Genomic DNA, 26224 nt, shown 5'->3' on the forward strand with positions numbered 1-26224 from the left:
CATGTCGTGGCGAACCCGCTTGTGGCGCACAGCGCTCCCGGGCGTGGGGCTGGCACTACTGGTGGCGATACCGCCGGCACTGGCCAAGGAATCGCTGTTCTACGCACCGCCCCGGCCCGGCGACGATACGCCCGATTTCAGCGGTCAGGCCGAGCTGGGCTACACCAACCTCTCCGGCAACACCGACAGCGAGACGCTGATCGCCAAGGGGCGGCTGACCTGGATCACCGGCACCCTGACCCACACCCTGCGCGGCGAGACCCGCCAGGTGAAGGAGAACGGCAATGCCAGCGCCGAACAGTATCTGGCGGCCGGTCGTGAACGCTACGATCTCGACGGGCCGCACTACCTCTTCGGCTTCACCCGCTGGGAAAAGGACCGCTTCAGCGGCTACGACTACCAGTTCACCACCATCATCGGCTACGGCCGGCAGCTGCTCGCGGGCCCGACCCACAAGCTGTCGCTCGAGGCCGGTCCCGGCTACCGCCATGACGAACTGGCAAACGGCACCGACAAGGACCTGGCCGTGGGCTACGGGGCCCTGGACTACCAGTGGCAGTTCAGCGAAGGCTCGAACTTCCAGCAGGAGTTCTCCGTCGAGGGCACCGACGCCAACGTCACCACCCGGGTGTTCTCGGCGATCACCGCCCAGCTCAATGCCCACCTGGCGCTGCGCCTTTCCCACGAGATCAAGAACAACTCCAACCCGCCCGAGGCCAGCGCCTCCGACACCGACCTGACCACCGCGGCCTCGCTGCTCTACCGCTGGTAGAAACGCCGACAGCCGGCACGGGGCCGGCTGTCGGAGGAGGCTGGCGGGCGGCGCATGAAGGCCGCGACGGATCAGCCGTAGACGTCGGCCACGCTCTCCAGCGGGTAGTGCGCCGGGTAGGAGCGCCGTGCCACGCCGGTGTCCACCGCCGCCTGGGCGACCGCCGAGGAGACCCGGTCGAGCAGCCGCGCATCCAGCGGCGTGGGGATGATGTAGCCGCGTCCGAACGACAGCGACTCCACCTCGTAGGCGTCGAGCACCGCCTGCGGCACCGGCTCGCGCGCCAGGTCCTTGATGGCGGTCACCGCGGCGATCTTCATCGCCTCGTTGATGCAGGTCGCGCGTACATCCAGCGCCCCGCGGAAGATGAACGGGAAGCCCAGCACGTTGTTGACCTGGTTGGGATAGTCGGAACGCCCGGTGGCCATGATCACGTCGTCGCGGGTCTCGTGGGCGACGTCCGGATGAATCTCCGGATCGGGGTTGGAGCAGGCGAAGACCACCGGATTGGCGGCCATCCGGCGCAGCTGCTCGGGCGAGAGCAGGTTGGGGCCCGACAGGCCGACGAACACGTCGGCGCCGTCGATCGCCTCGTCCAGGGTGCGCTTGTCGGTCTCGGTGGCGAACATCGCCTTGTACTGGTTGAGATCGTCGCGGCCGCTGTGGATCACGCCCTTGCGATCGAGCATGAAGATGTTCTCGGCCTTCGCCCCGCAGGAGACCAGCAGCTTCATGCAGGCGATGGCCGCCGAGCCGGCGCCCAGACAGACGATCCGCGCCTCCTCCAGCGACTTGCCGGCGATGTCCAGCGCATTGAGCATGCCCGCCGCGGTGACGATGGCGGTGCCGTGCTGGTCGTCGTGGAACACCGGGATGTTGCACTGCTCGATCAGCGCGCGCTCGATCTCGAAGCATTCCGGCGCCTTGATGTCCTCGAGGTTGATGCCGCCCCAGGTGTCGGCGATGCGCGTCACGGTGTCGATGAACGCCTGCGGGCTCTCGGCGTCGACCTCGATGTCCACCGAGTTGATGCCGGCGAAGCGCTTGAACAGCACCCCCTTGCCCTCCATGACCGGCTTGCTGGCCAGCGGCCCCAGATTGCCCAGGCCGAGAATCGCGCTGCCGTCGGAGATGACCGCCACCAGGTTGCCCTTGCCGGTGTAGCGGTAGGCGTTCTCGGGGTCCCTGGCGATTTCGCGGCACGGCTCCGCCACGCCCGGGCTGTAGGCCATGGCGAGGTGCTTGGCGGAGTCGGTCGGCTTGGTGATCTCGACGGACAGCTTTCCGGGGATCGGTTGGGCGTGATAGTCAAGCGCCGCTTGCTTCTTGGCGTCGGTCATGCTCGGTATCCGGTCGGTCATGGGATGCGCCGGCCAGAATATAGAAAAAAGTCTAATCGAACAACTCGACGCAACTTGCTGTTATGAAAGGCATTTAAGCGATAGTTTGAAATAGTTTCCAGTTATTCGAAAAGCGTTATGCCTGACTCGCCAGGCATAACGTGAAGCTTATTCAAGGCCGGCGAGCCTATATCGTCGCATCGGGCGACTGCCGATTGCCCTGCTCGTGGCGGGCGATGGCCGCATCCCCCTGCTGCGCCAGGGCCTCGAGCCGATCGATCTGCGTATCGAGCCGCGGCAGCGCCTCGCGCCGGTAGCGGGCGACATCGTCGAGCGCCGCCATCACGTCGCTGAAGGCCTCCGTCAGCGCCTGCTGGTCGAGCATCGCCGACGAGGCGCGGGTCTGGATCTCCACGCCCTGGCTGCGCAGCGCCCGGGCGGTGCCGGCTATCATCGACGAGGTGGCGCTGTTGAGCGCCTCGACGCGGTCCAGCACCAGGCGCTGGTTGGCCAGCGCCAGCGCCACGGTGACCGCCACGTTGAGGGCGGCGACGGTGACATTGATGGCCCGGTCGACGCCGCGCATCAGCTCGCGGTTGTTGCGGATCACCACCTCCAGCGCCAGCACCCCCTGCTGGCTCACCGCGCGCTGCTGCTGCAGGTCGACCAGCCGCTGGCGCAGCGGAAACAGCAGCTCCTCCTCGATGAAGGCCCGCTGCGGGTCGGCCTCGTCCAGCGCCAGGCTTCGCCGCTCGAGGCGTTCGTCGATCAGCCGCCCCAGCGCGACCTGTTGGTCGAGCTGCCCGAGGGTCTCGCGCAGCGCCGTCTGGTCGTCGGAGAGGGTCAGGTTGTCGCGCCGCAGCATGTCGCGCCCGCCCTCCAGGTCGTGGATGATGGCGTCGAGCGCCTGCTGGGCGTTCTCGAACTTCTGGAAGTAGCGGGTCAGCCGGCTGCCCACCCCCGGCAGCCGCGCCATCAGCTTGTCCCAGCGCCCGCCGCCGAGCGAGTGATGCTGCGGGTCCAGCGCCGTCATGCGCTCGCGCAGCTCAAGCAGCGAGGCGGCCACCGGGCCGCCCTCGTCGCCCTGATGGGCGAGCCGGCGCAGCGGCGTCTTGAGCATCTCGCTCTGGTGCGCCGCCTGGCGCTGCAGCTCGAGCCCCAGGGCGTCGATCGCCTCGCGCTGGCCCGCCGCGCCGCCCTCCGGGGTCATCAAGGCCTCGACGAAGGCCTCGGCCTCGGCGGCGAGCCGCTCGTCGGCCGCCGACGACTCGTCGGGCGCGAAGCGGCTTTCCAGCGTCTCGATCGCGGGCAGGGCCAGCGGACGGTCATCGGGCTGACGCGCATCGGTCATGGCGAAACTCCTTGGCGAGGGAACAGGGGCCGGAGGCGCGGCGTCATTGTGCGCCGCGCCCGTAACGCGCCGCCCCGGCGGCGAAGCGGCGCAGCTCGTTCAGTGCCCGGTCGGCGGCCACCGAGGCCTGCGGGCGCTGCGTCTCCACGCGCGCCAGCGCCACGGCGGCATCGTCGAGCGCGGTCAGCGCCGACTCGTTGCGGGCGGCCAGCTCGCGCAGGTGGCGCTCGGTCTGCTCGAGCAGCTCCAGGCGGCGCTTGAGCGCCAGCCGCTCGGCCACCGACAGGTGCACGCTCTCCTCGCTCAGGCGCCGGCGCACGAACTCGCCGTCGACCTCGGACACGCCCCGCGCCTGGGAGGCCATGGCGGTGAGGTTGTCCACCGCACCGAGCGACACCTCGCGGATCAGCGAACGGGCGCGCTGGAAGGTCAGCTCCTCGACGGCGAAGCGCTCGCCCAGCACATCCAGCACGTGCCGGTAGCGGCTGTAGAGCCGGTCGGCCTGGACGGCGAAGTCGTCGCGGCCGGCGGTCTGCAGCTGGCGCTTGGCGTCGGCCAGGGCCAGCACCAGGTCGTCGGCGTCCTGAGGCGGGTGGTCGGGGTCGAGGGTCAGCACGCCCTTCTCGTGGGCCTGGCGGGCCTGCTCGGCGCGCCGATTCGCCGCCTCGGCCGCCTCCCGCGCGGCGCGGCGGCGCTCCCGGCGACGCGCCAGCCAGCCACGCCAGCGGCGCTCCAGCGGCAGCTCGACGGCGATCGCCCCCAGCCCGGCCAGCCAGCCGAGCAGCGACGGGCCGAAGCCGCCCCACAGCGAGGTCAGCCAGATCAGGAAAGCGATGAACGGCACCAGCAGCCAGTAGCGCAGGATCACCTGCAGGCGATTGGGATGGGGCTCCGCCAGCGCCAGGCGCGGCTCGACCATGCCGATCAGAAACCAGGGCAGACAGGTTACGAACAGCCCGTAGGCCAGACCTTGAAGAAATGCCAGCATACGCCGCGGGCCCGCCGAAAAGGGGAAGGAATCCTGATTGTAGAGGAAGCGTCAGGTCGCAATAAAGCCGCCCGGCGTCGCCCGTGAGCCTACCGCAATCGGCTGACTCGCCGGGCGGTGGTCTTTCGGCAGGCTGTTCATCCGGCGCCTGGCCGCGGGAGCGACTTCGGTCGCGATGCCCCCGCCACCGGGGATGTTGTCGGCCGTGGCGTTGCCCTCTCCACCCTGTTCCCGGTATCGACTCACCCGCCACCGGGATCGAGCCGCCACCAGGCCGGCAGCAGCCGCTCCACCTCGCGGCGGCAAAAGCGGTCATCGATCAGGTGCACCACGCCGCGATCCGCCGGGGTGCGGATCACCCGGCCGGCCGCCTGGACCACCTTCTGCACGCCGGGATACAGGTAGGCGTAGTCGTAGCCGCGGCCGAACAGCGCGGCCAGCCGCTCGCGCAGCTGCTCGGTGACCGGGTTGACCTGCGGCAGACCCAGGGTGACGACGAAGGCCCCGATCAACCGCTCGCCGGGCAGGTCCACGCCCTCGGCGAAGGCCCCGCCGAGCACGGCGAAGCCGATGCCCCGCCCGTCCGCGACGAAGCGGTCGAGAAACGCCTGGCGCGCCGCCTCGTCCATGCGCCGCTGCTGGCACCAGACCGGCACCTCAGGATGGTGCTCGCGGAAGCGCCCGGCCACCTGCTCGAGATAGGCATGGCTGCTGAAGAACGCCAGGTAGTTGCCCGGCCGGGCGCGGTACTGCTCGGCCATCAGCGTGGCGATGGGCGTCAGCGACGCCGGGCGGTCGGCATAGCGGGTCGAGATGTGCGCGCTGCGCCGCACCGTCAGCTGGGCCGCCGAGAAGGGCGACAGCACGGCCTGCCAGGGCGTGTCGGCGGGCAGGCCGAGCAGGTCCCGATAATAGGCGCCCGGTCCGAGCGTCGCCGAGAACAGCACCGCGGCGTGAGCGGCGGCGAAGCGCTCGGCGAGAAACGCCGCCGGCAGCACATTGCGACAGCACAGCCGCGACAGTCGCGTGCCGCGCCGTCCCGGGCGCTCGTGACAGTCGAACAACGAATGCGCCCCGAAGCGCTCGGTCAGGCGCACCAGCTGCAGGGCGTCGAGCATGAAGGCCAGCAGCGCCGGGTCGGCCATCGGCGTGCCGGCCGCCGCTGCCTCGGCCAGATGATCGGCGATCGCCTGCACGAGGCGCTGCAGGGCGCCCAGCCATTGCGTCGGCGGACCGTCGAGCACCCGGTAGGCCGCGTCCGCCTCGTCATCCGCGTGCAGCGCCCGCCACTGCCGATCGAGCGCCTCCAGCGGGCGGCGCAGCGCGCCCGGCACGTGCCGCTTCAGGGCCAGCAGCTCGGCCCGGTCGAGCTCGGCGGTGTACATGCCGCGCCCGCGCTCGACCAGGTTGTGGGCCTCGTCGACCAGCACCGCGACGCGCCATTCCTGCTCGCGGGCCAGGGCGTGCAGCATGGCATGGGCATCGAAGTAGTAGTTGTAGTCGCCGACCACCACGTCGCACCAGCGCGCCAGCTCCTGGGCCAGGTAGTAGGGGCAGACGTCATGCGCCAGGGCGATCTCGCGCACGCGCTCGCGATCGAGCCGTGCATGGCGTACCGCCGCCTCGCGCGCCGCGGGCAGCCGATCGTAGAAGCCGCGGGCCAGCGGGCAGGCCTCGCCGTGGCAGGCCTTGTCGGGATGCTCGCAGGCCTTGTCGCGGGCCACCAGCTCGAGCACGCGCAGCGGCATGGCCGACACCTCCGCTCCGTCCCCCGCGAGGGTGGCCAGGGCGTCCAGCGCCAGCCGCCGTCCCGGCGTCTTGGCGGTCAGGAAGAACACCCGGTCGAGCCGGCGGCGCGGCAGCGCCTTGAGCGCGGGAAACAGCGTGCCCAGCGTCTTGCCGATGCCGGTCGGTGCCTCCAGCAGCAGAGCCCGCCCGGTGGCCGCCGCCTTGTAGGTGGCCTCCGCCAGCTCGCGCTGGCCGGGACGAAAGGCGGCGTGGGGAAAACCCAGCGCCTCGAGGGCCGCATCGCGCGCGACGCGATGTGCCGCCTCCTGCCGTGCCCAGGCCAGGAAGCGCGCGCAGTGCTCGACGAGGAAGGCCTCCAGTTCGGCGGCCTCGAACGTGGCCTCGAGCGCCGTCTCGCGCTGGGTGGCGATGTCGAGATAGACCAGCGCCAGCGTCAGCTCGGCATGGCCGCGCTCGCGGCACAGCAGCGCCCCGTAGAGCTTGACCTGCGCCCAGTGGAGCGCGCGCTGGTTGTCGGGCATCAGCGCCAGGTCGCCGCGGTGGGTCTTGATCTCCTCGAGGCGCCGGCGCGCGGGGTCGAAGCCGTCGGCCCGGCCGCGCACGACCAGCTCGCCGTGACGGCCCTCCAGCGGCAGTTCGCGCTGGTAGTCGGCGCCGCGCCGCCCGGTCACCAGGGCGTGCCCGGCCATGCCTTCCTGGGCCGAGGGCGCCGGGGTGAAGCGCCGGTCCAGATCGCCGCGGCGCGCGGTGAAGGCGCACAGGGTACGCACCGCGACGGTCAGGGTCATGACGCCATGTCCCGCCAGCGCACATGGCACACCGCCGCCGGCAGATCGTGACGGGCGAAGAACTCGAGCCAGTGGCGCTGATTGTCCTGCAGGCGGTCGCCCGGCCCCTTCACCTCGAGCATCCGGTAGCGCCGCTCGTCGGGCCAGAACTGGATCAGGTCCGGCAGGCCGGCGCGATGGGCCACCGGGTCCTGGAGCAGCCGCTCGAAGCACAGCCGCAGGTGCGCAGCCGGCAGGCAGGCCAGCGCCCGCTCGAGCAGCGTGCCGTCGAGCAGCGCCCAGTCGACGAAGGGCGACTGCAGCCCGGCCTTGTCGCGATGGTGCCGCCGAATGGCGTCCCGATAGGTGCCGTCGTCGAGCCGGGCCAGGCAGGCCTCGAACAGCGCCGCCCGCCGCGCCCGGAAGTCACCCTGGGCGAGGTCGGCTGGCCCCCGCTGGAAGGGGTGAAAGAAGGCCCCGGGCAGCGGCGCGAAGATCGCCTCCCAGCACAGCAGCCCGAAAAGGCCGGGGATCAGGCCGTTCTCGACGTAGTGCACCGGTGCCTCCGGGGCGGCGAGATGCTCGCGCACCGTCCATTCGACCCGCCCGGGCCCCGGCGCCAGTTCCAGCGTGTGGGTCGCGACTGCCGGGGCCGCCGCCGCGGGCAGCGGCGCCCGCCCCAGCCGCCGGTGCAGGCGCGTCTGGATGCGCCGGGCCTGGCGGCGCTCGATGTCGCCGCGGGGGTCGGCGGCAATTGCCTCGGCCAGCGCCAGCGCCCGTTCATGCCACGCGCTGCGCTCGAGCACCCGCAGCCGCCGGCAGCGTGCCTCGGGATGCGTGGACTCGGCATACAGTGCCTCGGCCTCGGCCAGCTCGCCGCCGCGCTCGGCATCGCGCCCCAGCCGATAGAGCAGCTTGGCCCGGCGCGCCTCGAGCCAGGGCCGGGCCTGTCTCGGCGGCACCTCGGCGCGCAGCGTCGCCACCGCCTCGCCGGCCTCGAGCCGCTCGCGACAGCGCTGCAGCTGCAGGTAGGTGTCGACGTCGGCCCGGCCGGCGAAGGCCCGTGCTTCCGGCGGGAAGGCCACCGTCTCGTACCGCGCCCGGCCCAGCTCGGCGAGCACGAAGGTCGACCAGTCCTGGCGCAGGTTGCCGAAGAACATCAGGCGCAGCCGCTCGCACAGGGCATCGAGCTCCAGTGTGTAGATCGCCCCGGCATCCAGTCCCCAGTCACGCGGCGGGCGCGGCTCGGCGAAGCCCTCGCTCAGCGCCGCAAGCCACTGTGCCTTGCGCGCGCGGCGCAACCCGGCCGCGGCCAGCGGTTCGGCGAACAGCCGCGCCAGTTCCGCGCGGGGCAGCAGCGCGAACAGCTCCTCCAGCGAGAGGGCCGCCTCGGCGCTCACCCAGCCCCGGGCCAGCAGCGGCGCGACGGCCGTCGCCGCCGGGCCGATCTCGGCGTAGTCGAGGGTGACGGCGCGGAAGTGCCGTCCCTTGCGCATCACCATGCGCACCAGCAGCGCCTGGGCGGGCACCGGCAAGCGCGGGAAACGGCTCAGGAAGTCGCGCTCGGCGGCGTCGAACAGGTCGGCGTAGCGCTGTTCGAGCCAGTCCAGCACGAAGCGGAAGTTGTGCAGGTAGTAAAGCGGGTCGTCGAGGGTCGGACGGACCATGGCGCCCCCGGAAACTGGATGGGCATCCATGGTACGTCGCCCACGGGCCGGCGGCAATCGTCGGCCCGGGAAGTACACCGCAGTCGGCTTTGTCGCTCAGGGCTGAGCCGTCGACAGGTCTACGAGGGGGCGCTGTAAACCCTTCCCTGGGCGCTACCGACGCCATCTGACCGCCATGGATGGCGGAAATGCCGGAATGGAAAGGAGCACTTTCCGGCCATGGCGTCGGACCCCCTCTGCGACCTGTCCCCGGAGCCCCTCGCCATCCCCAACTGCGATTGCCCTCCCGGGAAGTGTTCAGCGCAGCTCGGGATTCAGGGTATAGGTACCGGTGACGGTGGCCTGACCCAGGATATGGCCCTGCATCGCGCCCAGCGCCTCGTCGCCGGTGAATTCGCCCTTCATGTCCAGCGACTCGACGTCCAGTGCATAGACGGTGAAGTGATAGCGGTGAACGAGGGCATCGTTCCACGGCGGGCAGGGACCGTCGTAGCCGCCGTAGGTGCCGCCCATGTCCGGGTCGCCGGCGAGGAAATCGGTGAAGGTGTTGATGCCTTCCAGCCCGAGCGCGCTCCGGCCGGGCTGCTTGCCCTTGGGGGTCACGCCGTCGGCGGCGGCGCCCTCCTCGATGGCGTGCGTCGTCGCCGGCACATTGACCAGCACCCAGTGGTAGAAGTCCACCCGCGGCAGGTCGGCCGCGAGGGTCTTGCCCTGCTGGTTGGCGTCCGAGGCGTCGCCGGGCACGTCGGGATCGCAGACGATCACCGCGAAGCTCTTCGTGCCCTGAGGAATCTCGGTCCAGTGCAGGGCCGGGTTGCGGTTGGGACCGAGCGTCATCGGCTCGCCGTCGCCCGGCACGCCGAAGGCGAATGTCTCGGGAATCGGCTGCTGATCCTCGATGCCCTGAACGGTCAGCTTCATCACCACCTCCGTGGTTGCAGGAAGAGTTGCAGGAATAAACGCATATCAGCCTAGCCCAGACGACCGGGGCTCGACCAGACGACCGGCGGTGGAACACTGCTAGGCTGAAGGCCTGTCCTTCCGATGCGGCGATACGCGACACCATGAACCACCCTGTCTCCCCCCTCACTCCCGCCGAGCTGGGCTTTCGGATGCCCGCCGAGTTCACCCCGCACGACGCCTGCTGGATGCTCTGGCCGCAGCGTCCCGACAACTGGCGCTACGGCGCCAAGCCGGCCCAGGCCGCGTTCGTCGAGGTGGCCGCGGCGATCGCCGAGAGCGAGACGGTGTTCGTCGGCGTCAACGACGACCAGTACGAGAACGCCCGCAACCGCCTGCCGAGCCACATCCGGGTGATCGAACTCTCCAGCAACGATGCCTGGATGCGCGACGTGGGACCGACCTTCCTCACCCATCCCGACGGCCGTCTGGCGATGGTCGACTGGGAGTTCAATGCCTGGGGCGGGCTACACGGCGGGCTCTACTTTCCCTGGGACAAGGACCGCCGCATTCGCCGCAAGATCGCCGATATGCTCGGCATCGAGCGCTTCATCGCCCCGCTGGTGGTCGAGGGCGGCGCGATTCACGTCGACGGCGAGGGCACCCTGATCACCACCGAGGAGTGCCTGCTCAACCCCAATCGCAACCCCGATCTCGATCGCAGCGAGATCGAGCGGCTGCTACGTGCCTATCTGGGGGTCGAGACGATCATCTGGCTGCCGCGCGGCTGCTATCAGGACGAGACCGACGGCCATGTCGACAACCTGTGCTGCTTCGTCGCCCCCGGCGAGGTGGCGCTGACCTGGTGCGACGACGAGCGCGACCCGCAGCACGCCATCTCCCGCGAGGCGCTGGCGATTCTCGAGGCCGCCAGCGACGCCCGCGGGCGGCGGCTCACCGTGCACCGGCTGCCGATGCCCGGCCCGCTGACCATCGCCGAAGCCGAGGCCGGCGGCGTCGACCGCCTGTCGAGCTCACGGCCGCGCCAGAGCGGCGACCGCCTGGCCGGCTCCTACGTCAACTTCTACATCGGCAACTCGGTGGTGGTGATGCCCAGGCTCGACCCGGCCCACGACGACGCGGCCCGGGCGATCCTCGAACGGCTGTTCCCGGGCCGCCGGGTGATCGGCATCGACGCCCGCGAGATCCTGCTCGGCGGCGGCAACATCCACTGCATCACCCAGCAGCAGCCGGCCGCACGCCCCTGCCGGCCATGAGACTCTCGTCGGTCTGCCCGCCGACCACCGGCTGTGCGAGACTGGATGGCCCGGCTGGCCCTGCGACCGGGCCGCACAGGCAGTCCCACCGACACTACGCGACGAGCCAAGGACCTTCCCATGCACCAGATTCCGCACTACCTCGACGGCAAGATCGTCACCGGACGCAGCGAACGCGTCGCCCCGGTCTACAACCCCGCCACCGGCGAGCAGCACGCTCAGGTTTGCCTGGCGTCCGCCGACGAGGCCCGCGAGGCCGTGCGTATCGCCGACGAGGCGTTTGCCGAGTGGTCGAAGGTCTCGCCGCTCAAGCGCGCCCGCGTGCTGTTCCGGTTCAAGGCCCTGGTCGAGCAGCATGCCGACGAGATCGCCACCCTGATCTCGCAGGAACACGGCAAGGTGTTCTCCGACGCCCGGGGCGAGCTGACCCGCGGCCTCGAGGTCGTCGAGTTCGCCTGCGGCATCCCCCACCTGCAGAAGGGCGAGCACTCGATGAACGTCGGCAGCGGCGTCGACAGCTTCTCGCTGATGCAGCCGCTGGGCGTGTGCGCCGGCATCTCGCCGTTCAACTTCCCGGCGATGGTGCCGATGTGGATGTTCCCCATCGCGCTCGCCTGCGGCAACACCTTCGTCATGAAGCCGTCCGAGAAGGATCCGTCGACGCCGCTGCGCCTGGCCGAGCTGCTCACCGAGGCGGGGCTGCCCGACGGCGTGTTCAACGTGATCAACGGCGACAAGGAGGCGGTCGACGTGCTGCTCACCGACGAACGCGTCCAGGCGGTGAGCTTCGTCGGCTCCACGCCGATCGCCGAGTCCATCTACGCCACCGGCTCGGCCCACGGCAAGCGGGTCCAGGCGCTGGGCGGCGCCAAGAACCACATGGTGATCATGCCCGACGCCGATCTCGATCAGGCGGTGGATGCGCTGATGGGCGCCGCCTACGGCAGTGCCGGCGAGCGCTGCATGGCGATCTCGGTGGCCGTGCCGGTGGGCGAGCAGACCGCCGAACGCCTGCGCGGGAAACTCGTCGAGAAGCTCGCCACCCTCCGCGTCGGCCCGGGGCTGGTCGACGGCCCGGACAACGACATGGGGCCGCTGGTCACCCGCGAGCATCTGGAGAAGGTCCGCGGCTATATCCAGACCGGCGTGGACGAAGGCGCCGAACTGGTCATCGACGGCCGCGAGACTGTGGTCGACAACGCCGGCAACGGCTTCTTCATCGGCGGCACCCTGTTCGATCACGTCAAGCCGGGCATGCGCATCCACCGCGAGGAGATCTTCGGCCCGGTACTGGCGATCGCCCGGGCGGCGAGCTTCGACGAGGCGGTGGCGATGATCAACGCCCACGAGTACGGCAACGGTACGGCGATCTTCACCCGCGACGGCGACGCCGCACGCCAGTACTGCGAGCGGATCCAGGTGGGCATGGTCGGCGTCAACGTGCCGATCCCGGTCCCCATGGCCTTCCACAGCTTCGGCGGCTGGAAGCGCTCGCTGTTCGGCCCGCTGCACATGCACGGCCCCGACGGCGTGCGCTTCTACACCCGCATGAAGACCATCACCCAGCGCTGGCCCAGCGGCATCCGTGAGGAGACCAACCACTTCACCATGCCGACCCACTGAGCGGGCGACGCCGGCGTCTGGCCTGGGTGCCGAGGCGCCGGCACAACATCGGGGCTGATTCCGCCCGATCGTGAACCATACTGGCAGGGGCACTCATCCCCGGGAGCCCGCCATGTCTCGCTTCATCCTGCTCGCCTTCGTCGCCGGCTTTCTCGCCGTGCTCTGCTTCCATCAGCCCGCGGTGGGCCTGCTGCACGCCTACGGTGTGATCCCCTTCGCGCCCTACGGCACGTCGCCGGTGGCGCCACTGGGCGTGCCGCAGTGGTTTTCGGCCAGTTTCTGGGGCAGCGTCTGGGGCGTGGTCATGCTCGGCCTGTTCGCCCGCTGGAAGATCGAGCACGGCCTGTGGTGGAAGAGCGGGCTGTTCGGCGCCATCGTGCTGACCCTGGTCGCCCTGCTGGTGGTGTTCCCGCTCAAGGGTCGCGGCCTGGTCCCGGCGGTCCTGCCGATCGGCGCTATCGTCAATGGCGCCTGGGGGCTGGGCATGTGGATCTTCATCCGAAGCATCATCGCCCGTCAGGGGGCGCCGCGACCCTGAGCGCCTTACAGCAGCGCCATGCCCAGGGCGACGGCGCCGACGATCAACGCCGTGACGACGCTGATCGTCACCAGGATATCGAGCCACCGATCGCCGTTGCCGAGCCGGCGGCCGAGCGCCGGGCGGCGCGGTTGACGCCGCCGGGTGGCGCCGCGACGGGCATGACGGGGAGTGCGTCCGGCCTGGGGCATGGGAAGGCTTCGTTGCTCGGGGTCATCGCCTCACCATAAGCATCCGCCGACCGCTTCACCAGTGCCGAATGCGGCGAGGCCGTGCCCGGCACCGGGCCGGGCACGGCAGGCTCAGAAGCCCTCGCGGGGATTGATGCGGCGATTGACCACCTCCGGCGCGCGCCGGTAGCGATCGGCCTCGGCGAGCTCGTCTGCCTCGAAGACGTCCGCCCCCACCGGCGTCTCGCCGTGACGACGATAGAGGGCGGTGAGCATCGCCTTGCGGTCGCCGCGCAGCTCCTTGAGCAGCACGAACACCATGCCGTAGAGGATGAAGGTGAACGGCAGCGCCGAGAGCACCGAGGCCGACTGCAGCCCCTTCAGGCCGCCGGCGATCAGCAGCGTCAGGCAGATCGCGGCGATCAGCAGCCCCCAGCTGATGCGCTTGTAGAGCGGCGGGTTGATCGAGCCGCCGTCGGTCATCTGGGCGACGATATAGGTCGCCGAGTCGGCGGAGGTCACCAGGAAGATGAAGATCAGCAGCAGCGCGACGATCGACAGCACCGGGGTGAACGGCATCAGGTCGAACATCTGGAACAGCGCCGAGGTGATGTTGTGGTCGGTGGCGGCGGCCAGGCCGACGTCGCCGGTGAGTTCCATGTTGAGCGCCGCGCCGCCGAACACGCCGATCCACAGGCAGGCCAGCAGCGGCGGCATGACCAGCACGCCGAACACGTACTCCTTGATGGTGCGCCCCCGTGAGATGCGCGCCACGAAGGTGCCCACGAACGGCGACCAGGCGATCACCCAGGCCCAGTAGAAGACCGTCCAGTTGCGGGCCCAGCCACTTTCCTCGAAGGGCGAGGTGCGCAGGCTCATGCCGATGAAATGCTGCAGGTAGTCGCCGATGCCCAGGGTGATGGTCCTGAGGATCGCCAGCGTCGGCCCGGTGACCAGCACGTAGAGCATCAGTGCGAAGCACAGCACCAGGTTGATGTTGGAGAGCCGCTTGATGCCCTTGTCGAGCCCGCCCCAGGCCGAGGCCATGTAGCAGACGAACATCGCGCCCATGATGCTGAACTTCCAGAAGGCGCTCTCCTCGACACCGAACACCGACTTCAGGCCGCCGTTGATCTGCAGCACGGCCAGGCCGATCGAGGTGGCCACCCCCATGATCGTCGCCACCACCGCGAAGACATCCAGCGCCGGCCCCAGCTTGCGCAGCCCGGGACGCTTGGCGGTCACCGACGACAGCACCGAGGAGACCAGCCCGGCCTGCCCCTTGCGGAACTGGAAGTAGGCGATGATCAAGCCGACGATGGAAAACGCCGCCCACTGGTGAATGCCCCAGTCGAAGAAGCTGTACTGGATGGCGTAGCGCGCCGCCTGGGCGGTTTCCGGGTCGCGATCGCCGAAGGGCGGATGCAGGAAGTGCGTCATCGGCTCGGCCATGCCGTAGAACACCAGCCCCACCCCGAAGCCGGCGGCCAGCAGCATGGCCACCCAGGAGAAGAAGCTGTACGAGGGCTTGGAGTCCTGCGGTCCCAGGCGAATCTTGCCGTACTTGCTCAGCGCCAGCGCGATCAGGAAGATCACGAAGCCGAACACCGAGAACAGATAGAACCAGCCGAAATAGCGGCCGATGGCATCGAGCGCCGTGTTGGCGGCGGTGCCGAACCGGTCGGGGAAGGCCGCCCCCGTGCCGACCAGCGCCATGATGATAAGGGCAGACGCGAGAAACACGCGCTGCCGACCCAGATTGGCCATGATGTCTCCTCGTCCTGAGAATACGCAGTCAATCGCCGTGGCGATCACATGCTGACTGCCGTGGCCTGCGCCTCCATCGCGCACCACGGGCAGGCGGGCCCCGACACTACCGCCGGCATCCCGACCTGTCACCACCAAGGTCGTTCAGATCGCCGGGGCGCGCCACCCTGCGACCGTATCGTTCTGTTCACCGCTATTAAGAGACCGTTAAGGCCCGGCCATCAGGCTATTCCCAAGCTTCCTGTCCGAGGGTGATGCCATGCACGACTCCCAGCGCCCGGCCGTACCGCTGCCAGGCCCATCGACGCGGGTCTGGCGCGAGGCCAGCGAGGCGGAGCGCCCCACGCTGCAGGCCTTCATCGCCGACGGTTATGCCCGGGAGCACGGGGCCCGGCTGCACCACTTCCAGCCGCGCCTGTTCGGGCTGTGGCAGGACGGCGTGCTGCAGGCCGCCCTGGGCGTGAGTCGCGCCGGCGATCATCCCCTGTTTCTCGAGCACTATCTGGACGTCCCCGTCGAACGGCGGCTGGCCGAGGTGCTGGCCGCCCCCGTCGACCGCTCGCGGCTGATCGAGGTCGGCAACCTGGCCGCCCGGCGCCGCGGGCTGCTGCGCCCGCTGATCATCCGGCTGATCGAGACGCTGGTCGCCGAAGGCATGCAGTGGCTGGTGTTCACCGCCACCCGCCAGGTCCGCAACGCCTTCCAGCGGCTGAGCCTGGAGGCCTGGCCGCTGGCCGAGGCCCACCCGGGCCGGCTCGGCGACGCCGGTCACGACTGGGGGCGCTACTACACCCACGCGCCACTGGTGATGGGCGGCGACATGGCCCGCGCCTGGCGGCACCTGCAGGCGCATCGCGCCGACGCCACCGCGCCCCTGGCCGCCCGACCCTCGCCACCCCGGCACGCGCCGCCTGCGCGCGGGCACGACGACACCGCGCTGCCGGACTGTGTCCATGTCTGAGCGCTTTCACCGCCACCTGACGCGCCTGGCGCGCACCCGCCCGACGGCCGTCGCGCTCGAGGACGCCCGTCGGCGGCTGAGCTACGCCGCGCTGATCGCCGAGATCGACACCCGCGTCGCGCGCCTGCAGGCCGTCGATGCCGGGCGTGTCGGCCTGGCCCTGGACAACGGCATCGACTGGGCGCTGTGGGATCTGGCGCTGCTGGTCGCCGGCCGGGTCAACGTGCCCCTGCCGGGCTTCTTCTCGCCCGCCCAGCTCGCCCACGTCACCCGACAGGCCGGGCTCGACGCCCTGATCGGCCCGCCCGAACTCGGCGAGGCGCTGGGCTTCACCCCCGGCCCGGACCCGGCGCTGGCCCGGCGCCGGGTCGACACGCCCCCCGCGCTGCCCGCCGACACCGCCAAGATCACCTTCACCTCGGGCACCAGCGGCACGCCCAGGGGCGTGTGCCTGGACGCCGAGGCCCCGCTGCGGGTCGCCGAGAGCCTGGCCGAGATCGCCGCCGAGTGCCGCGTGCAGCGCCATCTGGGCATGCTGCCGCTGGCCACCCTGCTGGAGAACGTCGGCGGGCTCTACGCCCCGCTGTGGATGGGGGCGACCAGTGTGCTGCCGGGGCTGGCCGCGCTCGGCTGGCAGGGCGCCAGCGGTTTCGACGTGACGGCCGCACGACGCCAGCTCGAACACCATCGGCCACACAGCCTGATCCTGGTGCCGCAGCTGCTCGAGGCGCTGCTCGCCGACCCTGGCGGCCCGGCGCGCTTCCCCGGACGCTTTCTCGCCGTGGGCGGCGCCCGGGTCTCGCCGCACCTGCTGGAACGCGCTCGCGGCATCGGCTGGCCGGCCTTCGAGGGCTACGGGCTCTCCGAATGCGCCTCGGTGGTCAGCGTCAACCGCCCCGGCGACGACAAGCCCGGCAGCGTGGGCCGCCCCCTGCCCCATGTCCGCGTCAGCCTCGCCGCGGATGGCGAGATCCGGGTCGCCGGCAACCTGATGCTCGGTTACCTCGGCGACGAGTCGCCGATGCCGACGGCCTGGCCCACCGGCGACCTGGGCCGCCGGGAGGACGGCCGGCTGATTCTCGAGGGACGACGCAAGCAGCTGTTCATCACCGCCTACGGCCGCAACGTCGACCCGGCCTGGGTCGAGGCCGAGCTCACCGCCGAGCCGGCGATCGCCCAGGCCTGGGTGCACGGCGAGGCGCTGCCCGCCAATCGCGCCCTGCTGGTGCCGGCCCACGCCGCCATCGACGAGGCCCGGCTCGCGACCGCCGTGGCCGCCGCCAATGCCCGGCTGCCGGACTACGCCCGCGTCACCCACTGGCGGCGCGGTGCCCCCTTCACCCCGGCCGAGGGACTCTGCACCGCCAACGGCCGGCTGCGACGCGAGGCGCTGGCCGCGCGATACCGCGACTGGCTCGACGCCCCGCTCGCTCCCCGGGCCACGCCGCCAGCGACCGAACCGCCGATTCAACCGGAGAACACGCCATGAGCGCCTACCAGCAACTCGAGCAGGCGACCCGCGCCGAACGCGACTGGCTGCTCGCCACGCCGGTCATCCGGCGCGCCCTCGAGGGGCGCATCGACCGCGTCACCTACCTGGCCTTCCTCGGCCAGGCCTATCACCACGTCCGCCACACGGTGCCGCTGATGATGGCCTGCGGCGCCCGGCTGCCCGCCCGCCAGGAGTGGCTGCGCGACGCCCTGGTCGAGTACATCGCCGAGGAGCACGGCCACCAGCACTGGATCCTCGACGACATCCTCGCCGCCGGCGGCGATCCGCAGCAGGTCGCGGCCGGCCGCCCCGCCCCGGCCACCGAGCTGATGGTCCGCCACGTGCGCGACGTGATCGCCCACGACAATCCGGTGGGCTTCTTCGGCATGGTCTTCGTGCTCGAGGGCACCAGCACCGCGCTGGCCACCCGCGCCGCCGGAGCGATCCGCGAGGGGCTCGGCCTGCCGCCGGAGGCCTTCCGCTACCTGGATTCCCACGGCGAACTCGACGTCGGCCACCTGGCCTTCTTCCAGGGGCTGATCGACCGCCTGGACACCGCCGACCTGACCGCCGTGATCGACACCGCGCGCATGGTCTATCGCCTCTACGGCGCCATGTTCCGCGGGCTCGACGCCCACGACACCACGGAGGCCCTGGCCCATGCACTGGTCTGATCGTCGCGTCCTGATCACCGGCGCCAGCGGCGGCATCGGCGGCGCACTGGTGGAGGCCCTCGCCGAACGCGGCGCCCGCCTGCTGCTGGTCGGCCGCGACGAAACGGCCCTGCGCCGGCTCGCCGAGCGGGTTCCGGTACCCTGCGACTGGCTCGCCGCCGACCTGTGCGATGCCGCGGATCGCCGGCGCATCGTCGCCGCCGCCGACCAGGCCGACATCGACACCCTGATCAACGCCGCCGGTCTCAATCACTTCGGCCTGTTCGCCCACCAGCCGCCGGAAAGCGTCGAGACGCTGATCGAGCTCAACGTCACCGCCACGCTGCTGCTCACCCAGGCCCTGCTGCCGCTGCTGCATGCCGCCGACGAGGCCTGGATCGTCAACCTCGGCTCGACCTTCGGCGCCATCGGCTATCCGGGCTATGCCAGCTACTGCGCCAGCAAGGCCGCGCTGCGCGGCTTCTCCCAGGCCCTGCGCCGCGAGCTGGCCGATACCGCGATTAATGTCCACTACGTCGCCCCGCGGGCCACGCGCACGACGATGAACGACCCCGCCGTGGACGCCATGAACGCCGAGCTGGGCAACGCCGTGGACGCCCCGGAAAGCGTCGCCCGCGCCGTGCTCGAGAGCGTCGAGCACGGCGCCACGGACCGTCATCTGGGCTGGCCCGAGCGGCTGTTCGTGCGGGTCAACGCCCTGCTGCCCGGCGTGGTCGACCGCGCCCTGCGGCGTCAGCTGGCCACCATCCAACGCTTCGCCAGCCGCGCCTGAGCGCGGCAAGAATCCCGGAGACCGACCATGTCAGCTACCTCCCGCTTCTTCCATCATGTGCGCCGCCTTGCGGCGATCGCCGGCCTGGCCCTGACCCTCTCGCCCGGCGCCTGGGCGATGAGCGACGCCGTCGCCGGCGGCGTGCACGAACTGCAGAGCCGCTGGGCGCGGATCCAGTACCGCACGCCGGAGAACAAGCGCGTCGACGGCTTCGACCAGCTCTACCAACGCGCCGAGACGCTGATCGACCAGCACCCCGAAGCCGCCGAGCTGTACATCTGGGCCGGGATCATCCGCAGCAGCGAGGCCGGCGCCAAGGGCGGGCTGGGGGCGCTGTCGCTGGTCAAGGAGGCCAGGAAGGATCTGGAGAAGGCGCTGTCGCTGGACGGCTCGGCGCTCGACGGCTCGGCCTACACCAGCCTCGGCGTCCTGTACTACCAGGTGCCCGGCTGGCCGATCGGCTTCGGCGACGACGACAAGGCCCGGGCGATGCTGCAGAAGGGGCTGTCGCTCGACCCCGGCGGCATCGACCCGCTCTACTTCTGGGGCGACTACCAGCATGATCAGGGCCACGACGCCGAGGCCCGCCGGGCCCTGAAGAAGGCCCTGAAGGCCGCGCCGCGCCCGGGCCGCGAGATCGCCGACCAGGGGCGTCGCGCGCAGATCCACGCCCTGCTCGACAAGCTGGACTGACGTTGCCCGGTAGTGAGGCGGGGCTATCGCGGTCAAGGATGACGAGGGCGCCGTCGGCAGGGTGTAGAGGGGGTTTTTGGCCATGGATGGCCAAAGTAGCGCCCAGGGAAGGGTCTATAGCGCCCCTCGTAGACCTGCCGACGGATCAGCCCGAGTCATGCTGCAGCTATCCACGATAGCGTTGGGGCGAGGCCGGGACTTGTGTTGCCGGCCCCACGCCCCCAGAGTGGAGAAATATTGAGCCGACTAAGGAATCGCTGAATAAATTGGCGAGCGGCGTGAAGCACGAGGCGTACGGCGCACAGGAACCGGAGCCTATGGGGTATAGGCGAGGATTCCGTCCGGGCTGGCGTACCAGCACCGCACAACGACGTGATTTGCCCGCGCAGCCATTTATGCAGTGTTTTCCTGACGACTCACCCGATCGCTCCACCGAGGTTCCGCATGTCCCGACTCGCTTCCGCCCCGCTGTCCGTGCTCGACCTGGCGCCGATCCGCCAGAACGCGAGCATCGCCGACACCTTCGCCGCCAGCGTCGACCTGGCCCGCCAGGTCGAGGCGCTGGGCTTCACCCGCTACTGGCTGGCCGAGCACCACAACATGGATGGGATCGCCAGTGCCGCGACCAGCGTGCTGATCGGCCATATCGCCGGCGCCACCTCGCGGATTCGCGTCGGCGCCGGCGGCATCATGCTGCCCAACCATCCGCCGCTGGTGATCGCCGAGCAGTTCGGCACCCTGGAGACCCTCTACCCCGGGCGCATCGACCTGGGCCTGGGCCGCGCCCCGGGCTCCGACGGGGCGACCATGGCGGCGTTGCGCCGCGACCCCTACGCCGGCGTCAACGACTTCCCCGACCGCCTCGAGGAGCTGCGCGGCTATCTCGACGACCCGGCCCCGAACCAGCGCATCCGGGCGGTCCCCGGCCAGGGCACCCATGTGCCCCTCTGGCTGCTCGGCTCGAGCGGCTTCAGCGCCCAGCTGGCCGCCCGGCTGGGCCTGCCCTTCGCCTTCGCCTCGCACTTCGCCCCCGGCTACCTGCTCGAGGCACTGCACCTGTATCGCAGCCAGTTCCAGCCCTCGGCGGTGCTCGACGCGCCCTACGCCATGGTCGGCCTGCCGCTGATCGCCGCCGACAGCGACGCTCAGGCGGCCTATCTGGCGACCACCGCCCAGCAGAAGTTCCTCAACCTGATTCGCGGTCGCAGCCTGCGCTCGGCCCCGCCGGTGGAGAGCCTCGACTGGTCACCCCGCGAGCGCGCCGCGGTGATGCAGAACCTGGGCGCCGCCGTGGTGGGCGGCCCGGAGAGCGTCCGCCAGGGACTGGAGACGATCCTGGAACAGACCCGGGCCGACGAGCTGATGCTAGTCACCGATGTCTACGATCCCGAGGATCGGCGCCGCTCCTTCGAGATCGTCGGTGGCCTGCGCGGCGACGGGGCCTGAACGGCTAGTTAGCCACGGGCGCCGCCACGAAGTGGAAGGCGATGTCCACGCCGTCCTTGACCCGCAGCCCACCGCCGAGGGCGGTGAACGGCGTGATGCCGAAGTCGCTCTGCCGGATGTGCAGCCCGCCGATGGCGGCCAGCCGGCCCGGCTCGCGAACGATGGCGGTGGGCACCACATAGTCCCGGCTGACACCGTGCAGCGTGATGCGCAAGGTGATCCGTGGATACCACGGTGGCCCGGTCAGACCGAGGCTGCGCAGCGTGATGCTCGGATAGGCCTTCGCATCGAGCACCTCGGGGCCCAGCATGTTGTCCTTCGTGGCCTGCCGGTCCTCGGCGGAAAGCTGGCCCGCGAAGTCCTTGCCCTCCTGCCCCCGGGCCTGCGCGGGGTCCACTTGGAAGCCGTCGACGGACACGCGCAACGCGAACCCGGAGTCGGCGAGCTGCGGCTGCAGGTAGAGGCGGCCCTCGATCCGCGAGGTGACGATCACGTGATTGTGGCCAAGATCGGCCAGCGGCCCGCCACGGTAAACACGCAGCCGCAGCTCCGATGACTCGGGCAGGATTCGGTACTCCGTCGCCCCCTGGGTCGGCAGGGGCCTGGCGGTCGCCAGTGTCCGGGGCCCAGGTTCGCCGGGCGACGCCTCGCCGGGCGACGCTTCGCCGGGCGACGGGCCGCCGGCACAGCCCGCCAGGCCGAGGGCCAGTATCGCCCCCGCGATCAGCAGGCGCATGACTTGCAGGTTTGCGGGGAGGCGACGACGCTTGCACATGATGGGGTTCCTCCGCTTCCAGGTCTTCGATGACGGGGAGTGTTCCGATGCAGTGGCGAAACAGTCCCGACCGCTACGGTGCCATGGCCCAGGGCTTCCACTGGCTGATTGCCGTGCTGCTCGTCGTCCAGTATGGCATCGGCCTCTACGGCGTGCGGCTGGGGACAGGCTTCGAGCAGCTGGTCGTGCTGGCCCGTCACAAGTCCCTGGGCATCACCCTGTTCGGCCTGGCGCTGCTGCGCCTGGCGTGGCGCGGCTGGAATCCGCCACCGCCCCTGCCGGGCGACATGCGTTGTGCCGAGCGCGGTCTGGCCCACGCCAGCCATGGCCTGCTCTACCTGCTGCTGTTCACCCTGCCGGTCACCGGCTGGCTGTTCTCGTCGGCGTCGAGCATCTCGGTGAGCTGGTTCGGCTGGATCACACTGCCGGACCTGGTCGGCGTCTCCGAACCACTGGCCGACGCCTTGCTCCGTGTACACATCGGCCTGTCGCTGCTGCTGGTGCTGACAGTGGCCCTGCACGTGGCGGCGGCACTCTGGCACCACCAGGTCAGGCGCGACACGGTGCTGCTGCGCATGCTGCCCGGCCGATGGGGCCGGCGGGAGCGGCAGTCATGATGCGAGACTGGCTGGTGGCGCCGGCGATACTGCTGGCGCTGGTCATGGCCACGCCGGCGCTGGCCGGGCCGCCGTGCTGGACCCAGGACGCCGCGGACAGCCAGCTTGAATTCACCGGCAAGCAGGCCGGCGCCCCGGCACACGGCCGGTTCCGGCGCTTCACGGTGCAGGCCTGTTTCGATCCCGACCAGGCACAGGGCGAGCTCGAGGTCGAGGTCGATCTCGACTCGCTGGACACGCGCAATGCCACCCGCGACGCCACCCTGCGCGGCCCCGAGTTCCTCGACGTCTCCCACTACCCCCGGGCCCGCTATCAGGCGAGCGACTTCGAATCGCTGGGCGGGCAGCACTATCGGGCCAGGGGCACCCTGACCCTGCACGGCGTCAGCCAGCCCCTGGCGGCCCCCTTCACGTTCCGGGTCGACAACGACGGTCGGCAGGCCGAGGCCCGCGGCACGGCCGCCCTCGACCGTCGCGACTTCGACGTCGGCCAAGGCCGCTGGGCCGGCACCCGCTGGGTGGGCGCCGAGGTGGAACTGAGCTTCTCGCTCAAGCTGGTCCCGGCGAGCCCGCCATGATCCGCCGCCTCGGCCGGCCATCGCCTCACCCGGCCCTGTGCCGGCGCCCCCTCGCTCAGGCTGACGCCCTGCATGAAGCAAGCCCGACCGGGTGGCCGGGCTCGCTTTCATTCACGCAACGGGATGGACCAGCGAGGTCGTTCAGCCCTCGAGGCGCTCGGCGATCAGGCCCTCGAGCTTGCGCTGGTCGTCGGCGAAGCGACGGATGCCCTCGGCCAGCTTGTCGTTGGCCATGGCGTCCTGGTTGTGGCCCCAGCGGAACTGGGCCTCGGTGAGCGGCGTCAGGCGCTCGGTCTTGTCGCCGATATCGCTGACCTTGCGCTCGACCTCGCCGTCGCTCGAGGCCAGCTCCTCGAGCAGCGCCGGCGAGATGGTCAGGCGATTGCAGCCGGCCAGCGCCAGCACCTGGCCCGTATTGCGGAAGCTCGCCCCCATCACCACGGTGGCGTAGCCGTAGCGGCTGGCGGTGTCGCACACCCCGCGCACAAAGCGCACGCCGGGGTCGGTCTCCGGCGTGTAGTCCTCGCCGGTCTCCTTCTTGTACCAGTCGGTGACCCGGCCGACGAACGGCGAGATCAGGTACACGCCGGCGTCGAAGCAGGCCTGCGCCTGGGCTTCCGAGAACAGCAGGGTCAGGTTGCACTGGATGCCCTCCTTCTCGAGCACCTCGGCGGCACGAATACCTTCCCAGGTCGCGGCCAGCTTGATGAGGATCCGCTCGCGGTCCACGCCGTGACGCTCGTAGAGCGCGATCAGCCGGTGCGCCTTGGCGATGCTCGCTTCGCGATCGAAGGACAGCCGCGCCGGTACCTCGGTGGAGACGCGACCGGGCACGATGCCGGCGATCTCGCTGCCGATCGCCACCGACAGCCGGTCCACGGCCTGCTCGATGCGCGTCTCGGCATCGGCGACGTCCTGCTTCACCTGCGCCAGCGTCTCGTCGATCAGCGCCTGATGGCCGGGCAGGTCGAAGGCCTTGAGAATCAGCGACGGGTTGGTGGTGGCATCGTGGGGCTGATAACGGCGGATGGCTTCCAGGTCACCGGTATCGGCAACCACCAGGGAAAGGCGTTTCAGCGCGTCGAGTTGGGTCATGGCTTGTCGTCCTGACTGTCGTTCAATGAATGCATCCGCGATCACGGCGCCACGGCATGGTGCGCCTGCAGCGCCTGCCGGTAGCGGTGATAGAGCTCATCATACCGCGCCCCCTATCAACCAACCCAACCCTACCCGGCGTCATCGCGCTTGCCGATGCACCTCAGCGCCGCCCCGGCGTCCGTCCGCCGGGCAGCTCGACCCGTGCCGCCAGGCCACCGAGCGAGGCGGTCTCGAGGCTCAGCGAGCCGCCGTAGAGGCTCATCAGGTCCTCGACGATCGCCAGGCCCAGCCCCGAGCCCGAGCGGTGCTCGTCGAGGCGGGCGCCGCGCGCCAGCGCCGCGCGACGCTGCTCGGCGGTCATCCCCGGGCCGTCGTCCTCGATGCACAGTACCGCCGCGCCGGCCGCCTCGTGCAGGCTCAGCCGCACCCGCGAGTTCGCCCAGCGCAGGGCGTTGTCGAGCAGGTTGCCGACCAGCTCCTGGAGATCCTGCGGGTCCATGCGCACCGTCAGCGCGTCGTCCAGATCGCGCTCGAGCGCGATGCCCCGGCGCCCGGCCAGCCGCGCCAGGCCGTCGACCACCGGGGCGATCGCCTCGCCGACCCTGACCCGGCCGGTGAGCGTCGCGCCGCCCGCCGCCGAGGCCCGGGCAAGATGGTGACGCACCGCCTCGTCGATGCGCCCCAGCTCGTCGTGCACCTGGCGGCGCTGGGCCTCGGGCAGGCGCTCGGAGACGGTCCTCAGCACGCTGACCGGGGTCTTCAGGGCATGCGCCAGGTTGCCGGCGGCGCTGCGGCCGCGCTCGATCAGCCGACGGTCGCGCTCGAGCACCTCGTTCATGGCCCCGGCCAGTTCGCTGAGCTCCCCGGGCAGGCGGGTATCCAGACGCTCGCCCGCCCCGGACTCGACACGCTCGAGGTCCGCATGCAGGCGCCGCAGCGGCGCCAGACCCCAGCGGATCTGCAGCGCCAGGCCGCCGAGCAGCAGCGCCCCCAGCGCCAGCAGCGACAGGCCCAGCAGCCACTCGAAGCGCGCCACCTCGGCGTCGAGTTCCTCGCGGGAGACGGCGACGCTGACATGCAGGGTGCGGGGCCAGCCCGGCAGCCGCACATCGCGCTCGATGACGCGCAGCGGCTCGCCGCGCGGCCCCCGGATGTCGCGCACGCTGACCCCGTCGACCGTGGTCACCGGCAGCCGCTGATCCCACAGCGAGCGCGAGACCAGTGCGGTATCGTGACGGTCGGTGACCTGCCAGTACCAGCCGGAGAACACCCGCTCGAAACGCGCATCGCCCAGCGAGCGCGTCATCGTCAGCCGGTCGTTGCGCGCATCGTGGCCCAGGTCCGCCAGCACCACCTGCAGCAGCGAGGACAACCGCTGGTCGAAGGCGGCGGTCGCCGATTCGCGGAAGTTGTAGGCCAGCCCCAGCCCGGCCAGTGGCAGCACCACCAGCACCAGCGCCAGCGCCGCGGCGAGCAGCCGCTGACCCAGCGTCCAGCCGGCCGGCCGGGCCAGCCAGGCGCGCAGGCGTGCCGTCACCCCTCGCCCTCGAGGGCCACGGCGCGATAGCCCTGGCCGCGCAGCGTCTCGATGCGACCGCTGCCCAGCTTGCGGCGCAGCCGGCTGATCTGCACGTCGATGACGTTGGAGTCGGGCTCCTGATCACGGTCGTAGACGTGCTCGGCGAGCTCGGCGCGGCTGACGATGCGCGGCGCGGCATGCATCAGGTAGGCGAGCAGTCGCGACTCCTGGGCGGTCAGCGTCACCGGCCGTCCGGCGACGCTGACGCTGGCGGAGTGGGTGTCGTAGGTCAGCTCGCCGAGCGTCAGCACCGGGTGCGCGTGGCCGTGGCTGCGCCGTACCAATGCCCGCAGGCGGAACAGTACCTCGGCGGTCTCGAACGGCTTGGTGACGTAATCGTCGGCACCGGCGGAGAAGCCCGCCGCCTTGTCCGACCAGCGCTCGCGGGCGGTGAGCACCAGCACCGGCAGGTCGATGGCGTCGTCGCGCCACTGCCCCAGCCAGCGGGTACCGTCGCCGTCGGGCAGCCCCAGGTCGAGCACCACGGCATCGTAGCGCTCGGTGCGTACCAGAAAGTCGGCCTCGCCGCCGGTGCCGGCGATCTCCACGAGCAAGCCGGCATCGCGCAGGGCCTCGCCGAGCGCCTCGGCCAGCGCCCGATCGTCTTCGACCAGTAGAATCTTCATGATG

At 70.7% G+C, this 26224-nt stretch carries 24 protein-coding genes; 12 read left to right on the plus strand and 12 right to left on the minus strand.

Features of this window, described 5'->3' with window-relative positions; all coding sequences use genetic code 11:
* The first annotated feature begins 1 nt into the window (after nt 1).
* Nucleotides 2-772 (plus strand): DUF481 domain-containing protein, encoded by a 771-nt coding sequence (locus KGQ91_RS01890; RefSeq protein WP_224420136.1) that lies wholly within the window; start codon nt 2-4, stop codon nt 770-772.
* Nucleotides 773-843: 71 nt separating this feature from the next.
* On the opposite strand, the gene KGQ91_RS01895 is transcribed toward KGQ91_RS01890, so the two are convergent.
* The 6 genes from KGQ91_RS01895 to KGQ91_RS01920 all read right to left on the minus strand — a co-directional run bounded on the left by KGQ91_RS01895 (nt 844) and on the right by KGQ91_RS01920 (nt 9555).
* Entirely contained in the window at nt 844-2112 is a 1269-nt protein-coding gene (locus tag KGQ91_RS01895; RefSeq protein WP_224420137.1) for a malic enzyme-like NAD(P)-binding protein, read from the minus strand.
* A gap of 187 nt (nt 2113-2299) precedes the next feature.
* Entirely contained in the window at nt 2300-3463 is a 1164-nt protein-coding gene (locus tag KGQ91_RS01900; RefSeq protein ID WP_224420138.1) for a toxic anion resistance protein, read from the minus strand.
* A 43-nt stretch (nt 3464-3506) separates the two neighbouring features.
* Nucleotides 3507-4451: a cobyrinic acid a,c-diamide synthase gene (locus tag KGQ91_RS01905; RefSeq protein ID WP_224420139.1), complete on the minus strand. Its 945-nt coding sequence runs from the start codon at nt 4449-4451 to the stop codon at nt 3507-3509.
* A gap of 242 nt (nt 4452-4693) precedes the next feature.
* Entirely contained in the window at nt 4694-6988 is a 2295-nt protein-coding gene (locus tag KGQ91_RS01910) for an ATP-dependent DNA helicase (protein ID WP_224420140.1), read from the minus strand.
* Nucleotides 6985-8634, minus strand: coding sequence for a VRR-NUC domain-containing protein (locus KGQ91_RS01915; protein ID WP_224420141.1), 1650 nt, complete (start codon nt 8632-8634; stop codon nt 6985-6987). The genes KGQ91_RS01910 and KGQ91_RS01915 overlap by 4 nt, the downstream gene beginning before the upstream one ends.
* Before the next feature lie 297 nt (nt 8635-8931).
* A complete protein-coding gene (locus tag KGQ91_RS01920; RefSeq protein WP_224420142.1) occupies nt 8932-9555 on the minus strand; it encodes a YbhB/YbcL family Raf kinase inhibitor-like protein in 624 nt (207 codons plus the stop codon).
* Between the two features lie 143 nt (nt 9556-9698).
* On the opposite strand from KGQ91_RS01920, the gene aguA reads away from it, so the two are divergent.
* The 3 genes from aguA to KGQ91_RS01935 all read left to right on the plus strand — a co-directional run bounded on the left by aguA (nt 9699) and on the right by KGQ91_RS01935 (nt 12972).
* Nucleotides 9699-10811, plus strand: a complete 1113-nt coding sequence (aguA, locus tag KGQ91_RS01925) for an agmatine deiminase (RefSeq protein ID WP_224420143.1) — start codon at nt 9699-9701, stop codon at nt 10809-10811.
* Between the two features lie 120 nt (nt 10812-10931).
* Nucleotides 10932-12434, plus strand: coding sequence for a CoA-acylating methylmalonate-semialdehyde dehydrogenase (locus KGQ91_RS01930; RefSeq protein WP_224420144.1), 1503 nt, complete (start codon nt 10932-10934; stop codon nt 12432-12434).
* Nucleotides 12435-12546: 112 nt separating this feature from the next.
* Nucleotides 12547-12972, plus strand: a complete 426-nt coding sequence (locus KGQ91_RS01935) for a hypothetical protein (RefSeq protein WP_224420145.1) — start codon at nt 12547-12549, stop codon at nt 12970-12972.
* A 5-nt stretch (nt 12973-12977) separates the two neighbouring features.
* On the opposite strand, the gene KGQ91_RS01940 is transcribed toward KGQ91_RS01935, so the two are convergent.
* Together KGQ91_RS01940 and KGQ91_RS01945 are read right to left on the minus strand one after the other, a co-directional pair.
* Nucleotides 12978-13163 carry a hypothetical protein gene (locus KGQ91_RS01940; RefSeq protein ID WP_163650418.1) on the minus strand — a complete coding sequence of 62 codons (186 nt, stop codon included), beginning with the start codon at nt 13161-13163 and terminating at the stop codon, nt 12978-12980.
* A gap of 111 nt (nt 13164-13274) precedes the next feature.
* Nucleotides 13275-14909, minus strand: a complete 1635-nt coding sequence (locus tag KGQ91_RS01945) for a BCCT family transporter (RefSeq protein WP_224420146.1) — start codon at nt 14907-14909, stop codon at nt 13275-13277.
* A gap of 259 nt (nt 14910-15168) precedes the next feature.
* Between KGQ91_RS01945 and KGQ91_RS01950 the strand changes: the two genes are divergently transcribed.
* The 6 genes from KGQ91_RS01950 (at nt 15169) to KGQ91_RS01975 (ending at nt 20947) form a co-directional block, all read left to right on the plus strand.
* Complete coding sequence (locus tag KGQ91_RS01950; RefSeq protein WP_224420147.1) at nt 15169-15870, plus strand: thermostable hemolysin; 702 nt, start codon at nt 15169-15171, stop codon at nt 15868-15870.
* Complete coding sequence (locus tag KGQ91_RS01955) at nt 15863-17359, plus strand: AMP-binding protein (RefSeq protein WP_224420148.1); 1497 nt, start codon at nt 15863-15865, stop codon at nt 17357-17359. Before KGQ91_RS01950 ends, KGQ91_RS01955 begins: the two co-directional genes overlap by 8 nt.
* Entirely contained in the window at nt 17356-18036 is a 681-nt protein-coding gene (locus KGQ91_RS01960) for an iron-containing redox enzyme family protein (RefSeq protein WP_224416488.1), read from the plus strand. The genes KGQ91_RS01955 and KGQ91_RS01960 overlap by 4 nt, the downstream gene beginning before the upstream one ends.
* Nucleotides 18023-18808, plus strand: a complete 786-nt coding sequence (locus KGQ91_RS01965) for an SDR family oxidoreductase (RefSeq protein ID WP_224416487.1) — start codon at nt 18023-18025, stop codon at nt 18806-18808. The genes KGQ91_RS01960 and KGQ91_RS01965 overlap by 14 nt, the downstream gene beginning before the upstream one ends.
* Before the next feature lie 27 nt (nt 18809-18835).
* Entirely contained in the window at nt 18836-19501 is a 666-nt protein-coding gene (locus KGQ91_RS01970; protein WP_224416486.1) for a tetratricopeptide repeat protein, read from the plus strand.
* Nucleotides 19502-19945: 444 nt separating this feature from the next.
* Nucleotides 19946-20947, plus strand: coding sequence for an LLM class flavin-dependent oxidoreductase (locus KGQ91_RS01975; protein WP_224416485.1), 1002 nt, complete (start codon nt 19946-19948; stop codon nt 20945-20947).
* 4 nt (nt 20948-20951) lie between these two features.
* On the opposite strand, the gene KGQ91_RS01980 is transcribed toward KGQ91_RS01975, so the two are convergent.
* Nucleotides 20952-21722, minus strand: a complete 771-nt coding sequence (locus KGQ91_RS01980) for a YceI family protein (protein ID WP_224420149.1) — start codon at nt 21720-21722, stop codon at nt 20952-20954.
* 47 nt (nt 21723-21769) lie between these two features.
* Here KGQ91_RS01980 and KGQ91_RS01985 point away from each other — a divergent pair, with 47 nt between their 5' ends.
* Nucleotides 21770-22339, plus strand: a complete 570-nt coding sequence (locus KGQ91_RS01985; RefSeq protein WP_224416483.1) for a cytochrome b — start codon at nt 21770-21772, stop codon at nt 22337-22339.
* Nucleotides 22336-22917 carry a YceI family protein gene (locus KGQ91_RS01990; RefSeq protein WP_224416482.1) on the plus strand — a complete coding sequence of 194 codons (582 nt, stop codon included), beginning with the start codon at nt 22336-22338 and terminating at the stop codon, nt 22915-22917. Before KGQ91_RS01985 ends, KGQ91_RS01990 begins: the two co-directional genes overlap by 4 nt.
* Nucleotides 22918-23058: 141 nt before the next feature.
* Here the strand turns inward: KGQ91_RS01990 and tal are convergent, their stop codons facing one another.
* The 3 genes from tal to KGQ91_RS02005 all read right to left on the minus strand — a co-directional run bounded on the left by tal (nt 23059) and on the right by KGQ91_RS02005 (nt 26220).
* Complete coding sequence (gene tal / locus KGQ91_RS01995; RefSeq protein WP_224416481.1) at nt 23059-24012, minus strand: transaldolase; 954 nt, start codon at nt 24010-24012, stop codon at nt 23059-23061.
* 163 nt (nt 24013-24175) lie between these two features.
* Nucleotides 24176-25552, minus strand: a complete 1377-nt coding sequence (locus KGQ91_RS02000) for a sensor histidine kinase (protein ID WP_224416480.1) — start codon at nt 25550-25552, stop codon at nt 24176-24178.
* Entirely contained in the window at nt 25549-26220 is a 672-nt protein-coding gene (locus KGQ91_RS02005; RefSeq protein ID WP_224416479.1) for a winged helix-turn-helix domain-containing protein, read from the minus strand. The genes KGQ91_RS02000 and KGQ91_RS02005 overlap by 4 nt, the downstream gene beginning before the upstream one ends.
* Between the last annotated feature and the right edge of the window lie 4 nt (nt 26221-26224).

The organism is Modicisalibacter tunisiensis (assembly GCF_020148005.1).
In the GTDB taxonomy this organism is placed as follows: Bacteria; Pseudomonadota; Gammaproteobacteria; order Pseudomonadales; family Halomonadaceae; genus Modicisalibacter; species Modicisalibacter tunisiensis.

Excerpts from the sequence above, each read along its gene's own strand:
- KGQ91_RS01895 (WP_224420137.1), bottom strand. The coding sequence starts at position 2,112 with ATGACCGACGCCAAGAAGCAAGCGGCGCTTGACTATCACGCCCAACCG.
- KGQ91_RS01945 (WP_224420146.1), bottom strand. The coding sequence starts at position 14,909 with ATGGCCAATCTGGGTCGGCAGCGCGTGTTTCTCGCGTCTGCCCTTATC.
- KGQ91_RS01930 (WP_224420144.1), top strand. The coding sequence starts at position 10,932 with ATGCACCAGATTCCGCACTACCTCGACGGCAAGATCGTCACCGGACGC.
- KGQ91_RS01890 (WP_224420136.1), top strand. The coding sequence starts at position 2 with ATGTCGTGGCGAACCCGCTTGTGGCGCACAGCGCTCCCGGGCGTGGGG.
- KGQ91_RS01940 (WP_163650418.1), bottom strand. The coding sequence starts at position 13,163 with ATGCCCCAGGCCGGACGCACTCCCCGTCATGCCCGTCGCGGCGCCACC.
- KGQ91_RS01920 (WP_224420142.1), bottom strand. The coding sequence starts at position 9,555 with ATGAAGCTGACCGTTCAGGGCATCGAGGATCAGCAGCCGATTCCCGAG.
- KGQ91_RS01935 (WP_224420145.1), top strand. The coding sequence starts at position 12,547 with ATGTCTCGCTTCATCCTGCTCGCCTTCGTCGCCGGCTTTCTCGCCGTG.
- KGQ91_RS01990 (WP_224416482.1), top strand. The coding sequence starts at position 22,336 with ATGATGCGAGACTGGCTGGTGGCGCCGGCGATACTGCTGGCGCTGGTC.
- KGQ91_RS01955 (WP_224420148.1), top strand. The coding sequence starts at position 15,863 with ATGTCTGAGCGCTTTCACCGCCACCTGACGCGCCTGGCGCGCACCCGC.
- KGQ91_RS01900 (WP_224420138.1), bottom strand. The coding sequence starts at position 3,463 with ATGACCGATGCGCGTCAGCCCGATGACCGTCCGCTGGCCCTGCCCGCG.
- KGQ91_RS01905 (WP_224420139.1), bottom strand. The coding sequence starts at position 4,451 with ATGCTGGCATTTCTTCAAGGTCTGGCCTACGGGCTGTTCGTAACCTGT.
- KGQ91_RS01960 (WP_224416488.1), top strand. The coding sequence starts at position 17,356 with ATGAGCGCCTACCAGCAACTCGAGCAGGCGACCCGCGCCGAACGCGAC.
- KGQ91_RS01910 (WP_224420140.1), bottom strand. The coding sequence starts at position 6,988 with ATGACCCTGACCGTCGCGGTGCGTACCCTGTGCGCCTTCACCGCGCGC.
- KGQ91_RS01915 (WP_224420141.1), bottom strand. The coding sequence starts at position 8,634 with ATGGTCCGTCCGACCCTCGACGACCCGCTTTACTACCTGCACAACTTC.
- KGQ91_RS01975 (WP_224416485.1), top strand. The coding sequence starts at position 19,946 with ATGTCCCGACTCGCTTCCGCCCCGCTGTCCGTGCTCGACCTGGCGCCG.
- KGQ91_RS01950 (WP_224420147.1), top strand. The coding sequence starts at position 15,169 with ATGCACGACTCCCAGCGCCCGGCCGTACCGCTGCCAGGCCCATCGACG.
- KGQ91_RS01980 (WP_224420149.1), bottom strand. The coding sequence starts at position 21,722 with ATGTGCAAGCGTCGTCGCCTCCCCGCAAACCTGCAAGTCATGCGCCTG.
- KGQ91_RS01965 (WP_224416487.1), top strand. The coding sequence starts at position 18,023 with ATGCACTGGTCTGATCGTCGCGTCCTGATCACCGGCGCCAGCGGCGGC.
- KGQ91_RS01970 (WP_224416486.1), top strand. The coding sequence starts at position 18,836 with ATGTCAGCTACCTCCCGCTTCTTCCATCATGTGCGCCGCCTTGCGGCG.
- KGQ91_RS02005 (WP_224416479.1), bottom strand. The coding sequence starts at position 26,220 with ATGAAGATTCTACTGGTCGAAGACGATCGGGCGCTGGCCGAGGCGCTC.
- tal (WP_224416481.1), bottom strand. The coding sequence starts at position 24,012 with ATGACCCAACTCGACGCGCTGAAACGCCTTTCCCTGGTGGTTGCCGAT.
- KGQ91_RS01985 (WP_224416483.1), top strand. The coding sequence starts at position 21,770 with ATGCAGTGGCGAAACAGTCCCGACCGCTACGGTGCCATGGCCCAGGGC.
- aguA (WP_224420143.1), top strand. The coding sequence starts at position 9,699 with ATGAACCACCCTGTCTCCCCCCTCACTCCCGCCGAGCTGGGCTTTCGG.